Annotated in this window: 13 protein-coding genes; 8 read left to right on the top strand and 5 right to left on the bottom strand. The window is 65.4% G+C overall.

The features are described from left to right. Positions 1-9 precede the first annotated feature (9 nt). The 4 genes from UP09_RS10895 to UP09_RS10880 all read left to right on the top strand — a co-directional run bounded on the left by UP09_RS10895 (position 10) and on the right by UP09_RS10880 (position 6,802). On the top strand, positions 10-609 hold the full coding sequence (locus tag UP09_RS10895; RefSeq protein WP_044538158.1) for a gamma-glutamylcyclotransferase: 600 nt from the start codon (positions 10-12) through the stop codon (positions 607-609). Positions 610-968: 359 nt separating this feature from the next. Further along, positions 969-4,244 carry an efflux RND transporter permease subunit gene (locus UP09_RS10890; protein WP_044538157.1) on the top strand — a complete coding sequence of 1,092 codons (3,276 nt, stop codon included), beginning with the start codon at positions 969-971 and terminating at the stop codon, positions 4,242-4,244. Between the two features lie 155 nt (positions 4,245-4,399). Further along, positions 4,400-5,548: an ABC transporter substrate-binding protein gene (locus tag UP09_RS10885; protein WP_044538156.1), complete on the top strand. Its 1,149-nt coding sequence runs from the start codon at positions 4,400-4,402 to the stop codon at positions 5,546-5,548. A 285-nt stretch (positions 5,549-5,833) separates the two neighbouring features. Next, positions 5,834-6,802, top strand: a complete 969-nt coding sequence (locus UP09_RS10880; protein WP_245301886.1) for a helix-turn-helix domain-containing protein — start codon at positions 5,834-5,836, stop codon at positions 6,800-6,802. A 24-nt stretch (positions 6,803-6,826) separates the two neighbouring features. Here UP09_RS10880 and UP09_RS10875 read toward each other — a convergent pair whose 3' ends face one another. The 4 genes from UP09_RS10875 to ftsE all read right to left on the bottom strand — a co-directional run bounded on the left by UP09_RS10875 (position 6,827) and on the right by ftsE (position 10,186). Further along, complete coding sequence (locus UP09_RS10875) at positions 6,827-7,594, bottom strand: lysophospholipid acyltransferase family protein (RefSeq protein WP_044538154.1); 768 nt, start codon at positions 7,592-7,594, stop codon at positions 6,827-6,829. A 116-nt stretch (positions 7,595-7,710) separates the two neighbouring features. Then, positions 7,711-8,421: a YdcF family protein gene (locus tag UP09_RS10870; RefSeq protein WP_044538153.1), complete on the bottom strand. Its 711-nt coding sequence runs from the start codon at positions 8,419-8,421 to the stop codon at positions 7,711-7,713. 141 nt (positions 8,422-8,562) lie between these two features. Continuing rightward, complete coding sequence (locus UP09_RS10865; protein WP_044538152.1) at positions 8,563-9,534, bottom strand: cell division protein FtsX; 972 nt, start codon at positions 9,532-9,534, stop codon at positions 8,563-8,565. Then, positions 9,527-10,186 carry a cell division ATP-binding protein FtsE gene (gene ftsE / locus UP09_RS10860; protein ID WP_044538151.1) on the bottom strand — a complete coding sequence of 220 codons (660 nt, stop codon included), beginning with the start codon at positions 10,184-10,186 and terminating at the stop codon, positions 9,527-9,529. Before ftsE ends, UP09_RS10865 begins: the two co-directional genes overlap by 8 nt. Positions 10,187-10,356: 170 nt before the next feature. Here ftsE and UP09_RS10855 point away from each other — a divergent pair, with 170 nt between their 5' ends. Together UP09_RS10855 and UP09_RS10850 are read left to right on the top strand one after the other, a co-directional pair. Further along, positions 10,357-11,250, top strand: coding sequence for an MJ0042-type zinc finger domain-containing protein (locus UP09_RS10855; RefSeq protein WP_044538149.1), 894 nt, complete (start codon positions 10,357-10,359; stop codon positions 11,248-11,250). A 38-nt stretch (positions 11,251-11,288) separates the two neighbouring features. Then, positions 11,289-11,663 (top strand): response regulator, encoded by a 375-nt coding sequence (locus UP09_RS10850; protein WP_044538148.1) that lies wholly within the window; start codon positions 11,289-11,291, stop codon positions 11,661-11,663. 151 nt (positions 11,664-11,814) lie between these two features. Here the strand turns inward: UP09_RS10850 and UP09_RS10845 are convergent, their stop codons facing one another. Then, positions 11,815-14,442, bottom strand: a complete 2,628-nt coding sequence (locus UP09_RS10845; RefSeq protein WP_044538147.1) for a TIGR02302 family protein — start codon at positions 14,440-14,442, stop codon at positions 11,815-11,817. Between the two features lie 181 nt (positions 14,443-14,623). Here UP09_RS10845 and UP09_RS10840 point away from each other — a divergent pair, with 181 nt between their 5' ends. Further along, positions 14,624-15,007: a carboxymuconolactone decarboxylase family protein gene (locus tag UP09_RS10840; RefSeq protein WP_044538146.1), complete on the top strand. Its 384-nt coding sequence runs from the start codon at positions 14,624-14,626 to the stop codon at positions 15,005-15,007. Between the two features lie 119 nt (positions 15,008-15,126). Continuing rightward, complete coding sequence (locus tag UP09_RS10835; protein ID WP_044538145.1) at positions 15,127-16,038, top strand: NAD(P)-dependent oxidoreductase; 912 nt, start codon at positions 15,127-15,129, stop codon at positions 16,036-16,038. Positions 16,039-16,112 lie beyond the last annotated feature (74 nt).

The following is a 16,112-nucleotide window of genomic DNA, read 5'->3' as shown; positions in this document are numbered from 1 at the left end:
CTCACCGCAATGCCTGCAAACGCTCCCTCCCCTGACCTGTCCGACGGCGATCTCTGGGTGTTCGGCTACGGCTCGCTGATGTGGAAGCCGGGCTTTGAGTTCATCGAACAGCTGCCGGCGCGGCTGATCGGCGAGCATCGCGCGCTCTGCGTCTATTCGTTCGATCACCGCGGCACGCCGGAAAAGCCCGGCCTGGTGCTCGGGCTCGACCGCGGCGGCGCCTGCCGCGGCATCGCGTTTCGTGTCGCAGCAACACGTCGCAATGACACCATCGCCTATCTGCGCGCGCGCGAGCAGACCACCAACGTCTATCGCGAGGTGATGCGCTCGGTGTGGCTCGAGAACGAGGCGCGGCAGCGGGTCAGTGCTCTCGCCTATGTGGTCGATCGCGGCCATGTGCAATATGCCGGACGGCTGTCGCTCTCGGAGCAGCTACGCTTCGTGCAGCAGGGCCACGGCCGCTCCGGCAACAATCGCGACTATGTGCTCTCGACCGTGGCCGCGATCGAGAAGCAGGGTTTTCGCGATGCGCCACTGCACCAGCTTGCCGTGATGCTGCATGATGCGCATGCGGCGCGTCATCCGCTGCAGGATGCCGGCGATACGTAGGGTGTTAGCGCAAGAACCCAGCATCTTCCCTGGCCGAACACCGGTGGGTCAGGCCTTCCTACGTCATTGCGAGGAGCGATAGCGACGAAGCAATTCATGCTTCCGCATATGCGGCACGATGGATTGCTTCGCTTCGCTCGCAATGACGGATTAGTGCCGCGAACCGTGGGTTACGCTTACGCTAACCCACCCTACATGACTGTTGCGGGATTGTTGCTGGATCGACCGCTTTCGGCGCGAGGGACCGGGTGTCCGACAAATCACGGCGGCCGTATGGCGGTGCCCTGTGACATTTAAGCTTTTGCATTGCGGCGCCGACGGATAGAAGCTGGTCCGCAAGGACGTCGATCGCCAAGGTTATGAACCTCTCCGCCCCTTTCATCCGCCGTCCAGTCGCCACCACCCTGCTGTCGCTCGGGCTCGTGGTGGCGGGGGCGATCGCATTTTTCAAGCTGCCGGTCTCGCCGCTGCCCGATGTCGATATTCCGACTATCCAGGTGCAGGCGACGTTGCCCGGCGCCAGCCCTGCCGACGTGGCCACCACGGTCGCAAGCCCGCTCGAGCGGCACCTCGGCCAGATCGCCAGCGTCACCGAAATGACCTCGGTAAGCTCGCTCGGCTCGGCCCGCGTCATCCTGCAGTTCGATATCGGTCGCGACATCAACGGCGCCGCGCGCGACGTCCAGGCCGCCATCAATGCGGCGCGCGCCGACCTGCCGACCAACCTGCGCAGCAATCCGACCTACCGCAAGTTCAATCCCGCCTCGGCGCCGATCCTGATCTACACCTTGACGTCGGATACCCTGGTGCCCGCCCAGCTTTACGACGCGGCCTCGACCGTGCTCGCCCAAAAGCTGTCGCAGGTCGAGGGCGTCGGCGAAGTCTCGGTCGGCGGCGGATCGCTGCCCGCCGTGCGCGTCGAGCTGATCCCTCCGGCGCTGTTCAAATACGGCATCGGCCTGGAGGATGTCCGTGCCGCGCTCGCCGGCGCCAATGCCCACAGCCCGAAGGGCGGCATCGACGTCGGAAGCCAGCGCTACCAGCTTTATGCCAACGACCAGGCGACTAAGGCGGACGACTACAAGCCGCTGGTCGTCGCCTACCGCAACGGCGCGGCGGTGCGCCTCACCGATGTCGGCGACGTCATCGATTCCGTGGAAAATGTCCGCACGATCGGCCTGTCCAACGGCAAGCCCGCCGTCGTGATGATCGTGTACCGCCAAGCCGGCGCCAATATCATCCAGATGGTCGACCGTGTGAAGGCGCTGATGCCGCAGCTGCAGGCCTCGGTGTCACCCGCCATCGACGTCACGCTGGCGGTCGACCGCTCGAAGACGATCCGCGCGTCGCTGCGCGACGTCGAGATCACGCTGCTGATCGCGGTTGCCCTGGTGATCCTGGTGGTGTTCGCGTTCCTGCGCAACGCGCGTGCCACGCTGGTGCCGGTCGTGGCGGTGGCGGTGTCATTGATCGCGACCTTCGCCGTGATGTATCTCATGGGCTATAGCCTCGACATCTTCTCCCTGATGGCGCTGACGGTGGCGACCGGGTTCGTGGTCGACGACGCCATCGTCGTCCTGGAAAACATCACCCGCCACATGGACGCCGGAATGGCGCGGATGGAGGCCACGCTGCTCGGCGCCCGCGAGGTCGGGTTTACCGTGCTGTCGATGAGCGTGTCGCTGATCGCGGTGTTCGTTCCGATCCTGCTGATGGGCGGCCTGGTCGGCCGTCTGTTCCGCGAATTCGCCATGACGATCACGATCGCGATCGTGATCTCGCTGGTGGTCTCGCTGACGACGACGCCGATGATGTGCGCAGTACTGCTGCGCGACGAGCGCGGCCGGCCGCATGGGCGGATCTATCGGATCAGCGAGCGCATCTTCGAGCTGATGCTGAGCTTCTATCAGCGGACGCTCGCGATCGCGCTGCGCCATCCGCTGCTGGTGATGCTGGTCCTGGCCTCGACGCTCTACCTGAACTTCCATCTCTACGCGGTGGTCCCGAAGGGCTTCGTCCCGCAACAGGATACCGGACTGTTGATCGGGTCGATCCAGGCCGATCAACACACCTCGTTTCAATTGATGCGCGAGAAGCTCACCCAGTACATCGACATCGTCAAAAGCGATCCGGCGGTCGACACCGCCGTCGGCTTCACCGGCGGCGGCGGTGCTGGCCCGGGCGGCGCGACCAACACCGGCACGGTGTTCGCCTCGCTGAAGCCGATCGGCGAGCGCAAGCTGCGGGCCGATCAGGTGATCGAACGATTGCGCGATCCACTGGCTGTCGTGGCGGGCGCCACCCTGTTCCTGCAATCGATCGGCGACCTCGGCGCCGGCGGACGTTCCGGCAATGCGGCGTATCAATACACGCTGCAGGGCTCGACATTCGAGGAGCTCAATGAATGGACGCCGAAGCTCGTCGCGGCGCTGCAGAAGGAGCCGACGCTTGCCGACGTCAACAGCGACCAGCAGAACAAGGCGCTGCAATCCAACCTGCTCATCGATCGCGATACCGCCGCCAGACTCGGGATCTCGGTCAGCCAGCTCGACAACACGCTCTACGATGCCTTCGGGCAGCGACAGGTCTCGACGATCTTCGTCGCGCGCAACCAGTATCATGTGATCATGGAGGTGGCGCCGCCCTACTCGCGGAATCCGCAGACCTTGAAGGAGATCTATATCTCGACCACGGGCGGATCGGCGAGCGGCTCGCAAACCACCAATGCGGTGGCCGGAACGGTCGCCTCGTCCTCGCAGAAGACGTCGATCAGTTCGGTCGCGGCCAATGCGGTGCGCAATCAGGCGACCAATTCGATCGGCGCCACCGGCAAGGGGGTCGCTTCGACCGGAACCGCCGTCAGCACCAGCCAGGAGACGATGATTCCGCTGTCCAGCGTGGCGCGATTCGAGGAGGGCGTGACGCCGCTCGCCGTCAACCACCAGGACCTGCTGGTCGCCAGCACCGTTTCGTTCAATACCCCGCCAGGCGTCTCGCTGAGCACGGCGACGACGACGATCGAGACGACGATGCGCCAGATCGGCATGCCGGCGGGCATTCATGGCGCATTTTCGGGGGCGGCCAAGATCTTCCAGCAATCGTTGGCGAGCGAGCCGTTCCTGATCCTTGCGGCGCTGGCGACGATCTACATCTCGCTCGGCATGCTCTACGAGAGTTACGTTCACCCACTCACGATCCTGTCCACTTTGCCCTCCGCCGGCGTCGGTGCGGTGGCGGCGCTGCTGCTGTTCCATACCGAGTTCGACATCATCGGCGCGATCGGGGTGGTTCTGCTGATCGGCATCGTGAAGAAGAACGCCATCATGATGATCGACTTTGCGGTCGATGCCGAGCGTCAGCGCGGGCTGTCGTCGCGCGAGGCGATCTTTGAGGCCTGTGTGATGCGCTTCCGCCCGATCATGATGACGACGCTGGCGGCGCTGTTCGGCGCGGTGCCGCTGATGATCGGCATGGGCGAGGGCAGCGAGCTGCGCCAGCCGCTCGGCATCGCGATCTTCGGCGGGCTGATCCTGAGCCAGATCCTGACGCTCTATACCACTCCGGTGGTCTATCTCTATCTCGACCGCGCCCGGCACTGGCGCCAAAGACGACGGGCCGCGCGCAGCGCGGGGTGAGTGGCGGCCACGCGCGGCGCCTGCCGCCGTGCTGCATCCGCCCAATGTCCCTATTCGGAGGGACAGACGGGACCTGCGAAATCAATTATGCGAAACCGGATTGACCGGCTAGTTTGGGCCGGACAACAAAAAAGACCTTCCCGGGAGGATGTGCAATGAAGCTGGCTGTTGCCGGACTTTGGATCGCCGCGAGCACGGTGCTGCTGGCCTCGCAGGCGAATGCCGACATCAAGGTCGGAATCGTGGTGTCCGCCTCCGGACCGGGCTCGGCGCTCGGCGGGCCCCAGATGCGCGCGATCTCGGCGCTTCCGAAGGAGGTCGGGGGTGAAAAGATCGTCTACGTCACGCTCGACGACGAATCCGACCCCACCAAGGGCACCCAGAACGCCCGGCGCCTGGTGATCCAGGACGGCGTCGACATCCTGATCGGCTCCTCGCTGACCCCCGTGACCATGCCGATGCTCGACGTCGCGCTGGAATCAAAAACGCCGATCATCTCGCTGGCGGCCGCAACCGCGATCGTGCAGCCGATCGATGACCGCCGCAGATGGGCCTTCAAGGTCGTGCCCAACGACGATCTGATGGCGGCGGCGATCCTCAAATACATCGCGAAATCCGGCATCAAGACCCTCGGCTATATCGGCGTGTCTGACGGATATGGCGAAGGCTATTACAAGGAAATCTCCCGGCTCGCGCCGACGCTTGGCCTGACCGTTACCACGCATGAGGTCTACGCACGCGCCGACACCAGCGCCACCGGCCAGGCCCTCAAGGTGCTGGGGACCAATCCCGACGCGGTGTTCATCGCCTCCGCCGGCACGCCGGCCGTGCTGCCGCAGGAGGCGCTGCGCGAACGCGGCTATGCCGGCAAGATCTTCCAGACCCACGGGGTCGCAACGGAAGAATTCATCAAGCTCGGCGGCGCCAACGTCGAGGGCGCCGTGTTCACCGGGGAAGCCTTCACCATTGCGGACGATCTGCCGCCGAACGATCCGTTCCGGCAGGCACGTGACGCGTTCGTCTCGGACTACGAGAAGGTCAACGGGCAGAAGCCGAACATCTTCGCCGCCCATCTGTGGGACGCGATCTCGCTGTTCAAGCGGGCGGCGGCGAGCGCGTTGAAGACTGCCAAGCCCGGCACGCCGGAATTTCGCGCAGCACTTCGTGACGAGCTGGAGCGCGGCAAGGACGTCTATCTGAACAACGGCCTCTCGACGATGAGCCCGACCGACCACAATGGCTACGACGAGCGTTCCGCCTTTCTCATCAAGGTCGAGGGCGGAAAGTTCAGGCTGGTGAAATAGCGCGCCGCTCGGCGGACTGCTCACGCAAGCGGCACAGCGCCAGTCGGCGGCCGACGGCGTACGCGCCTCTCATACCGATATGACTTGCCGATATGACTTGCCGATATGACTTGCCGATGTCACTTGCGCGGCGAATTTCGGATCGCTACAGCTGCTCTTCGTCCTGTATGCGCCCGCCGGAAATCGAGAGTAAGTTTCTTGCAGTCCCGCCCCGTCGACCCCAATTTAGGCGGCACGCCCGCGCCCTTGAGCAAATTCGGACACGAGAGGCACGGCGCGGCAGGCTTGCAACAGCTGCGCGAGGCTACCACCGGTATCTGCAACGTGATTCCGTTGACCGCGGAGAATGATTTCTACCTGTCGTCGACGATGCTCATGAGCGGCGACGCCCTGCTGGTCGACAGCTCCACATCCGCGCTCGAATATCACCGGACGCCCGCGCATATCGCCCGCGGCAATCTCGATCACTATCACATCGCGCTTTGTCTTGCGGGCGAAATGGGTTTCTCGTCGGGACGGCGCGACGTTACATTGCGGCCGGGCGATGTCTGCCTGCTCGACATGGCGCAGCCCAACCGCACGGTATTGACGGCGGAGCGCGGCCGCAGCCGGACGCTGGTGCTCATCCTGCAACTTAGCCTCCTCGCGCCGAAGCTGGCACACCCGGACTCGGCGACGGCCGTCCTCCTGCCGGCCAGCCACCACCACGCGCGCCTGCTGGCAAGCCAGCTCTCTGCGCTTTGGGAGCAAGTGGCGCCGAGCGCCGAGGCCCTCGCCGCGACGATCGAGGCAATGGCCGACATCATCGCCGGGGTTGCCGGCCGCGCGGCGGATACGGAGGGCGACGTCGAGCGCGCCGAGCACCATCTGTATCGCGCGATGATCAAGCGCTATATCGCGGCCAATCTCGAGACGCCGTCCCTTGTGGCCGACGATCTCTGCCGTCGCTTTGAAATTTCGCGGGCCAGCCTGTACCGGTTGTTCGAAGCAGATGGCGGCCTGGCACGCTACATCCAGGAGCAGCGGCTCAATCGCGCCTTGAGGCTGCTTGTGTCGCCGAGATCGCGAAGCAACCGCCTGATCGACCTTGCCCTCGACCTTCAGTTCAGCAGCGATTCCAGCTTCGTCCGCGCATTCCGCCGGCATTTCGGCATAACCCCGGGCGAGGTCAGGGAGTTGTCGGAAACCTGGCTGCGCGAAACGGGGGCGGTGCCGGGACCTGACGATCTGCTTCAACTCATCGCCCGGCGTTGAGAGCTGGCGCTCAGGGGGGCCAGCCTAACCCTTCGCCCGGCTCGGCACCCCGCCGAACAATTGCGCCTGTTCGGCGCGCCCGGCCTCGACAATGCGGTTGGTGGCGGTTTCGATCTGCTCGCGCAGGCGTTTGAGGAATTCGTCGCGCGGCAATCCCGGCGGCAATGGATCCAGGAATTCGACCACCAACGTCCCCGGATAGCGCATGAAGGTGCGGCGCGGCCAGAACAGCCCGGAATTGAGCGCGACCGGCAGGCACGGCACGCCGCTCTCGACATAGATCTGGCCGACGCCGGCCTTGTAGTTCGGCGGTGCACCGGGCGCAGTGCGCGTGCCTTCCGGAAAGATGATGAGCTGACGGCCGCGCTTCACCTCGCCCGCCGCGCGCTTCAGCGTCTTCAGCAGCGAGCGCGGACCGCCGCTCCGCTCGACCGAGATCATGCCGGCCTTCTTCAGGCACCAGCCGAACACCGGGATCATCATCAGCTCGCGCTTCAGGATGAACAGCGGCCGATCGAAAAAGCGCACCAGCGCGAAGGTCTCCCAGAACGACTGGTGTTTCGAGGCAATGATCAGCGCGCCCTGCGGGATCTTCTCCATGCCGCGGAACTCGATCCTGATGTTGCAGATCACGCGCATCAGGAACAGGCTGATATGCGCCCACACCGCCTCCAGCCCCATCACTCCCCATCGCGGCAGCAGCAGCGTCGGGATCGCGACGACCATCAGCAGCACCAGCACGATGTAGAACAGCACGTTGAAGACGAGCGAGCGCAGGAAGATCAAAGCCATCTCAAAGACTATCCTCTACGAGGTCACCGTCATTCCGGGGCGCGAAGCGAACCCGGAATCTCGAGATTCCGGGTCTGGTGCTCGCGCACCATCCCGGAATGACGGTGCCTGATACATCAATTGGCCAGCGCCGTGGTCGGACGGCGCGGCACGGCCGCCGGCTCACCGAGATCGGAGGTCAAATCGAGGCCGACATCGGCCAGCCGAACCCGCACCTCCGCCGCGACATATTTGGCGTATTCCGATAGCAGCAGACGGAACGTCGCGCCACTCGTCCACCAAGGTTCGTCGCGCCATTTGTCGCCGACGACGGCGAACGGAATCAGCGTCACATCGGGCATCGCATGCGACAGTTCCACGATCGCCCGCGGCATGTGGTAGTTGGACGTCACCACGATCAGCGACTTGAAGCCGCGCTCGCGTACCCAGCGGCGGGTCTCCGCGGCATTGCTGCGGGTATTGACCGCCGAACGGTCGAGATCGACGCAGCAGTGCATCAGCTTCTGGCTGTCGGGCAGCGAGCGCGAGATATCGCTGGCCTCATTGGTCGGATGCACGCCCGAGATCAACAGCCGCTTGCCGTAGCCCGCGGCCAGCAATTCCATCGCATCCGACACCCGCGAGGAGCCGCCGGTCAGCACCACAATCCCGTCGGCCTGATGAGGCGGATCGGTCTCGACGCCGCGCAGTTGCGAGATAAAGCCGACAAAGCCCATGGCCGCGACGACGAAGGCCAGCGCCAGCGACGTGACCACGGTCGCGCGCAGCCAGCCCCGCGGGCGCGCGGCACGGCCGTTCGGCGACGTATCGTCGGTCTGCGAACTCATGTGATGCAGCGGTCCTTCCCCGGTGCCAATTTTAGAGCATGATCCGGAAAAGTGGAAACCGGTTTTTCCGGCCTATAAGTGCACGGTATCTGCAAGGATCATGCTCAAACGATGGAGCCGCGTGACGTCCGCTTGCGGCCGTCACTCGATGTCATCAAGGGTCGCAAACAGGGTGCGCCGCGACGCCCATGCGGTGATGATGGCGATCAGCGCCGCCTGCGCCGCCAGCGCCAGATAGCCCAACGGACGCAGCGAGAACGTACCGAGCAGCGCCGCGAACTGGTCGCCCACCGGCGTGCCGGAGAACCAGTTGGCGATCGATTCGGAGAAGCCGAACGCCAGCATCGCCGCGCCGCCGCCGATCAGCCCGCCCTCGAAACCGAGCCTGAGGAAATGCCGCAGGAAGCGGTTGGCGATATAGGTGTCGCCGGCGCCGACGAAATGCAGCACCTCGACGATCGGGCGGTTGGCCGCCATCGCGCCGCGCGTGGCGAACGACACCGAGATGATGGTGGCGATGATCACGAGAATCAGGATGCCGATGCCGGCGAACACGGTGGCGCCGGTCATCGAGCGCATGCGCTCGATCCAGGCCCGGTGATCGTCGACGCTTGCCGACGGCGCCGCCTGCGTCACCCGGGCGCGCAGCGCGGCGAGATCGAGCGTCGTGCCGGGCTGCACCCGCGCCACGATGACGCGCGGCACCGGCAATTCATCGATCGAGAGCCCGCTGCCGAGCCACGGCTCCAGCAGCTTGGCCGACTCCTCCTTGCTGAACGGTCGGACCTCGAGGATTCCAGGCTGCGCGCGCATCGCATCCACTGCTGCCTGCGCGTCGCGGTCGAGGTCGCGACTGGCCGCGGGCCGCACCTGGATGGTGATCTCGCTCGAGACCTCCGATTGCCATTCGGCGGCCGACGCGCTGACCAGCAGCACGGCGCCGGTCGTGATCGAGGCGAGGAAGGTCATGATCGCGACCACCGCGACCAGCGCGCGGCCGGAGATCGAGGCGCGCGGCACGATCGGCGACATGTTGCGCGCCGTGGCCGGGACCTGCGGGCGTTCGCGCCCGAGATCGACCAGCGAGACCTGCTCGTCGCCGTTCCTACTCATAGATGTGCAGCCGTCCCTGATGCAGCACCAGCCGCCGCGCCTCGTATTGATCCATCAGCGTGATATCGTGGGTCGCGATGATGACGGCGGTGCCGGACTTGTTGAGCTCGATAAACAGACGCAGCAGGCGCCGCCCGAGCGTCGGATCGACGCTGCCGGTCGGCTCGTCCGCCAGCAGCAATTGCGGCCGCGAGATCACCGCGCGCGCGATCGCGGCGCGCTGCTTCTCGCCGCCCGACAGGATCGGCGGCAGCGCGTCCATGCGTTCGCCGAGGCCGACCCATTTCAGCAGGTCGATTACCTCGCGGCGATAACTGGATTCCTCGCGGCCCATCACGCGGAACGGCAGCGCGACATTCTCGTAGGTCGTCATGTGGTCGAGCAGGCGGAAGTCCTGCAGCACGATGCCGATCCGCTTGCGCAAATCGGCAATCTGATCCTTGCCGAGCAGCGAAACGTCGTGGCCGAACAAATTGACCAGCCCGCGGGTCGGCCGCATCGACAGGAACAACAGCCGCAGCAGCGAGGTCTTGCCGGCGCCCGACGGCCCGGTGAGGAACTGGAACGAATGCGCCGGGATCATGAAGGAGAGGTCGCGCAAAATCTCCGGGCCGAGCCCGTAGCGCAAACCGACATTTTCGAACCGAACCAAGCGCTAGCTCCGTGCGAGAGGGGCGATCGCCCAAAACCCTGCACAATGGGCCCTGAGACCGGCGAACCGGCCGCAAACCGCACAAAAGGGTTGTGCTTCGGTTATGGTTTCCGATTCGTTAACGGTCGCTCTGTAGCATCCGGGCAGAGACACGGTGGAGATAGGGCTCCATGCACATCGTTTGCCCGCATTGTACAACATCCTACGCCATCAATCTGGCCACCCTGGGCGACGCCGGGCGAACCGTGCGCTGTTCCCGCTGCAAGGAGGTCTGGCTGGCGCGGCCGGAGGATGCGGTCGACGCCGCAATGCCAGCGATGGCGGGCGCAAGCCAGTCCGCCGGCTCCGACGCCGCCGCCGAATGGGAGGCGATGGCCCGGGAGGAGGTCGGCGGGGAGGCCCCGGTGGTCGACAGCCCCTCGATTTCGGCCGACTGGCCGGAGGGCCAAGATGCTGCCGACGCCGACTGGCCGGCGGTGGCCAAGGAGGATGCCGAGGCCCATCTCGACGCCAGTGCCGCCCATGATTCGGCCGGGGCCAAACGCCGCTTCCGGCTGCCGAGCCTGTTCCGTCCGAACCTGTTCCGGCTGCCGTCGCTGCCCCGAATTCCCTTCATGCCGGTGATCGGCACCCTGCCGACGACCTGCGCGGCCATGGCCGCGCTGATCGTTGCGCTCTTCGTCTGGCGCAACGATGTGGTGCGGCTGCTGCCGCAGACGGCGCTGTTCTACAAGATGGTCGGGATCGAGGTGAATCTGCGCGGGCTCGCGTTCAAGGACCTCAAGATCACCAACGAGACCGTCGACGGCAAGCCGGTGCTGGTGATCGAGGGCATGATCGTCGGCCAGACCCGCAAGGCGGTCGAGCTGCCGCGGCTGCGCTTCGCGGTCCGCGACGCACAAGGCGCCGAAATCTACGCCTGGAACGCAGTGCTGGAACAGGCGGCGCTCAATCCCGGCGAACAGGCCTTCTTCAAGTCGAGGCTCGCCTCGCCGCCGCCCGAAGGCCGCGATATCGACGTCCGCTTCTTCAACAAGCACGATCTCACCGGCGGCCGGGCCTGAGGCGAGGCGCCGCCGTTTCCTGGAACTGACCGCTCATCATGCCGCGTATCCTGATCGCCGACGACGAAGACTCCATGCGCACGCTGGTGGCACGCGCCATCGCGATGGACGGCCACGAGATCGTCACCGCGCAGGACGGCGCCGAAGCGCTGGAGCTGCTGACGCGTGACGAGGGCGCATTCGACCTCCTGCTTACCGACATCCAGATGCCCGTGATGGACGGTATCGCGCTGGCGCTCACTGCTGCGCGCGACTTCCCGGATTTGAAGATCCTGCTGATGACCGGCTTCGCCGACCAGCGCGAGCGCGCCTCAGGCCTCAATGCGATCGTGCATGACGTGGTGACAAAGCCGTTTTCGGTGGCCGACATCCGCACCGCGGTGGCCGACGCGCTGGCGGCGCGAAAGACGTAACGCCCGAGCGGCCTAACGCACACAAGGTGTCATACCCCGCGCATGCGGGGTATCCAGTACGCCGAGACCTCTCGATTCAATCGCTGACGTCTCTGGAATACTGGGTCGCCCGGACAAGCCGGGCGATGACAGCGGAGCGCGCGGCAAAAACTCAATAATCCTTCAGCAGCCGCTCGATGTAGTCGAGCTCGATCTGCGGCCGCGACGGGTCGGCGAGGCGGCGGCGCAGTTCCTCGAGGATGCGGCGCACGCGCTGCACGTCGATCTCGCCGGGAATCTTCACCGTGTAATCGTCGCCGAATTCGCGGCCATGCAAGGGACGGCCGAGCGGATCGGTCTGGCTGCCGCCGCTCTGCTGGCGGCCGGCGCGGTTGCCGGGGCCATCGCCGGGCTGGTCGCCGTCGCCTGGCTGCATGGCGTCGGCGAGGCTCTGGGCGCCCTTGCGCAACGCGTCCAGCGCACGCCCCTGCGAATCCACCGCGCCGTCAGCATTGCCTTCGCCGAGCCGTCCGCCGGCGTCGCCCATCGCGGAATCGGCCTGATCGAGGCCGTCTTCGTCGCCGCTCTGGTCGCCTTGCTCGGCCCCCTGCTGGCCTTGTTGGCCCTGATCGCCCTTCTGGCCTTTCTGGCCGCGCTGATCCGGTCCCATGCCGCGCTTGGCGAGTTCGTCCTGCAGCTTCTTGAGCCGGTCGCGCAGGCCCTGCTGGTCCTGCTGCAGGTCGGACATCGACTGGTCGCCCTGCTTGCCGCGCATGCGGTCGCGCCGCGAATCCTGGCCCTGCTTGTAGGTCTTGTCGCGCAACTGCTGCTGCTTACGGATCATGTCGCCGAGCTCGTTGAGCGCCTGCTCCATGTCCTGGTCACCCTGCTGGGGCTGCGCCATCTGCAGGTTCTCGAGCATCTGCTGCATCTGCTCGAGCAGCTGCTTGGCAGCCTCCTTGTCGCCGGATTTGGACAGACGCTCCATGCGGTCGAGCATGTTCTTCAGGTCGTTCTGGCTCAACATCTTGGTGTTGGGATCGAGCGGCCGGGCCAGTTGCTGCGGGTTGTTGCGGAATTGCTCGGCGAGCTGGCGCAGGAAATTATCCAGCGCGGCGCGCAGATTGTCGGTGAGCTTCTTGATCTCCTCGTTGGTCGCGCCCTGCTCCAGCGCCTGCTTGAGCGCGTCCTGCGCCGCACGCAGCGCCTTGTCGACGTCGGTGATGTTGCCATCCTCGATGGTGACGGCGAGCGCCCACATGCTCACGACCACTTCGCGCAGCTGATCGTCGGTGCGTGCCGCCTCGAGCTGCCGGGCCACGCTGTAGAGGCCGAGATAGTAGCCGGTCTCCGGCGTGAACAATTCGGGCGCGATCATCAGCGCGTCGAGCGCGGTGAAGACCTGCGAATTCTGGTTGGCGTCGAGCGCGAGAATCCGGCGCTGCTCGATCAGCGCGCGCGCCAGGGGTTTGGTGAAGAGACGCTCGGGCAGCCGCATGTTGAACGGCTCGCTCCTGCCCTCATTGCCGGCCTCATCCTTTGCCGTCAGCGTCAGCGTCACGTCGGCGCCGGCGTAAGGGTCTTCGCTGAGGTCCTTCACCATCTGGCCGACACCGTTGCGGGTGCGGGCGTTCGGCAGCACCAGCGGGAATTGGGGCGGATCGAACAGCGGATGCGTCTCGGCGGTCTTGGTGGCGTCCTTTGCGGTATCCTTGGCAGCGTCGCGGCTCGGATCCTTCTGAGCTTCCCCCGGGCGGAGCGCGACCTGCGCGCGGGCTTCGGTGACGCCGTAATCGTCCTCGAGCTTGTAGGACAGCTGCATCGCGCCGCGCGCCTGCCGCTCCGGATCCTTGGCGAGCGCGATGGTCGGCGGGCGGTCGGGGCTCGCGGTGAACTTCCACAGCGGCTGGCCGGCCGGGGCGCGGACATGCGCAGTGCCGTCGCCGGCAATCTTGAAATGCCGCTCGTTGGTGCCCTTGGGCGCCTCCTCGCTCGGCGCAATTTCGGTCACGCTGCCACCGACCACGACGTCAATGGTGCCGCCGCTGGAGCGCACCAAAAGCGTAGAGCCGGCCGGAACCGCGAGCGGGCCATTGTCGGCCGCCGTGGCGTCCTTGTTGGCGTTCGACAGGATAATCGGCGGCTTGCCGGTGTAATTCGGCGGCGTCACCCAGGCGTCGACCCGGATGTTGGCCGGCGCCATGATGCCGTTCCAGTCGAACGCGGAGGCGATCCGCAGGCCGCGCTCGTCGCCGGCCGCGACATAGGTTGCCACCAGCATCACGATGACAAGCGCCCGCAGCGCCCAGGGATCGTGGATCGAGAGCTTCGGCTGCGGCAGGCCGGCGCGGATCCGCTTGATCGAGGCCAGCGTGCGCTCGCGCTGCGCCTGCCACAGCGCGCGGGCGAACGGATCCTGCGTCGTCAGCGTGTCGGAGAGCGTGGTCGCCGGACGATGGCGAATGCCGGCGCCGCGGTCGAGCCGGCTCAGGCCCTCCTCACGGGTCGGCCAGCGGAAACGGACCAGCGGCGATAGCGCCGCCAGCGCGGCGAGCGCAAACAAGGCGGTACCGGCCAGCCGTACGACAAACGGCAGCACCTGCCACAGCCCGGCCCATGATGCGACCAGGAACAGACCGGCGACCGTCAGGAATCGCGCCAGATGCGGCCAGGCCCGTTCCCATGCGATCGATAACTTTGCCCGCTGCAGAGCCTGCGTCAGCTTCAGCCGCGCGATCGCATCGCTGTCGGTCACGCCACGTGACGGGTTCTCTGATGGGTCGAGATTGGCGCCGCTCAATCAAATCTCCAAGTCGCCGGCGGGTCAGCCTAGCACAACGGCGGCATCGAGGCACCCGTTTCGGCGCGTAACCCACACCGGGAAATACGCATAACACGAAGGCGTGACTGCGGCGGTCCGACCCCGTAACGTCCAGGATGGAACAAGGCCGAACCATCGCCTTAACCTATGAGGAAACGTCATGGACCAGAAGACGCACGACAAGGGGCTCGAGATCCGCAAGGCCGTGCTCGGCGAGGCCTATGTCAACAACGCGCTGAAGAACGCCGACAGCTTCAACAAGCCGTTCCAGGAACTCGTCACCGAATATTGCTGGGGCGCGGTGTGGGGCCGCGAGGAACTGCCGCACAAGACCCGCAGCATGCTCAACCTCGCCATGATCTCGATCCTGAACCGGCCGCACGAATTGAAGGCGCACATCAAGGGCGCGCTGACCAACGGCGTCAGCCGCGACGAGATCCGCGAGATCTTCATGCAGGTGTCGATCTATGCCGGCATCCCCGCCGGCGTCGACAGTTTTCGCATCGCCCGCGAAGTGTTCGCCGAGATCGATAACAAGGCCTAACAACAGCCGTTTGCGCCGTCATTGCGAGCGAAGCGAAGCAATCCATAGCGCCACAAGCTGAGGCATGGATTGCTTCGTCGCTTCGCTCCTCGCAATGACGCAAGGGAAAGAAGAACACCATGGACATCGGATTCATCGGCCTCGGGAAAATGGGTTTCCCGATGGCGCGCCGGCTGATCGAGGCCGGTCACACGCTCACCGTGTTCGACACGCAGAAGAACGCCGTCGACAAGCTCGTGGCGCTGGGCGCCGAGGCGGCATCGTCACCAAAGGACATCGCCGATCGCGTCGAGACCGTGATGGCGAGCCTGCCCTCGCTGCAGGCCTCGCTCGAGGTCGCGACCGGCACAGGCGGCGTGATCGAGGGCACGCGCGTCAAGCGCTTCATCGATCTCTCCACCGTCGGTTCGCAGATGGCGGTGAAGATTCATGATCTACTGGCAAAGCAGAACATCGTGCAGATCGACAGCCCGGTCTCCGGCGGCGTCGGCGGCGCCGAGAAGGGCACGCTGGCGGTGATGGTGTCGGGCCCGAAAGCCGACTTCGAACTGGTGAAACCCGCGCTCGACGTCATCGGCAAGGTGTTCTTCATCGGCACCAAGCCGGGCGCCGGCCAGACCATGAAGCTCGCCAACAACTTCCTCTCGGCGACCGCGATGGTCGCGACATCGGAGGCGGTGGTGATGGGCGTCAAATCGGGGCTCGATCCGGCCGTCATGATCGATGTCATCAATGCGGGCTCGGGGCTGAACACCGCGAGCCGCGACAAGTTTCCGCGTGCCGTGCTGCCGCGCACCTTCGACTTCGGTTTCGCCACCGGGCTGATGGTGAAGGACATTCGGCTTGCGGTGGAAGAGATGCGGTCGCTCGGGCTCTCGATGGAAGTGGCTGAGGCGGTCGGCCGCATCTGGGAAACCATCATCCGCGACCAGGGGCCGGAGTCGGATTTCACCGAAGCGATCAAGCCGATCGAGAAAGCGGCGGGCGTGATTGTCGGCGGCGGTGGAAAGGGCAGCCACGCTGCCAAGTAAATACTCGGATCGCCTCCCTTGTGGGCCTCTGACGTCTTCGCGCGAGTTCATCCTTGAGTTGTGATCCTGGTTGG

The organism is Bradyrhizobium sp. LTSP885, assembly GCF_000938305.1.
Taxonomy (GTDB): domain Bacteria; phylum Pseudomonadota; class Alphaproteobacteria; order Rhizobiales; family Xanthobacteraceae; genus Bradyrhizobium.
The sequence above is the reverse complement of the archived record's forward strand: the minus strand, read 5'-3'. Positions and strand labels throughout refer to the sequence as shown.

Bases quoted from the DNA above. Each gene is read 5' to 3' on its own strand.
- UP09_RS10835 (WP_044538145.1), top strand. From the start codon at position 15,127: ATGGACATCGGATTCATCGGCCTCGGGAAAATGGGTTTCCCGATGGCG.
- UP09_RS10885 (WP_044538156.1), top strand. From the start codon at position 4,400: ATGAAGCTGGCTGTTGCCGGACTTTGGATCGCCGCGAGCACGGTGCTG.
- UP09_RS10895 (WP_044538158.1), top strand. From the start codon at position 10: ATGCCTGCAAACGCTCCCTCCCCTGACCTGTCCGACGGCGATCTCTGG.
- UP09_RS10850 (WP_044538148.1), top strand. From the start codon at position 11,289: ATGCCGCGTATCCTGATCGCCGACGACGAAGACTCCATGCGCACGCTG.
- UP09_RS10875 (WP_044538154.1), bottom strand. From the start codon at position 7,594: ATGGCTTTGATCTTCCTGCGCTCGCTCGTCTTCAACGTGCTGTTCTAC.
- UP09_RS10870 (WP_044538153.1), bottom strand. From the start codon at position 8,421: ATGAGTTCGCAGACCGACGATACGTCGCCGAACGGCCGTGCCGCGCGC.
- UP09_RS10890 (WP_044538157.1), top strand. From the start codon at position 969: ATGAACCTCTCCGCCCCTTTCATCCGCCGTCCAGTCGCCACCACCCTG.
- UP09_RS10840 (WP_044538146.1), top strand. From the start codon at position 14,624: ATGGACCAGAAGACGCACGACAAGGGGCTCGAGATCCGCAAGGCCGTG.
- UP09_RS10855 (WP_044538149.1), top strand. From the start codon at position 10,357: ATGCACATCGTTTGCCCGCATTGTACAACATCCTACGCCATCAATCTG.
- UP09_RS10865 (WP_044538152.1), bottom strand. From the start codon at position 9,534: ATGAGTAGGAACGGCGACGAGCAGGTCTCGCTGGTCGATCTCGGGCGC.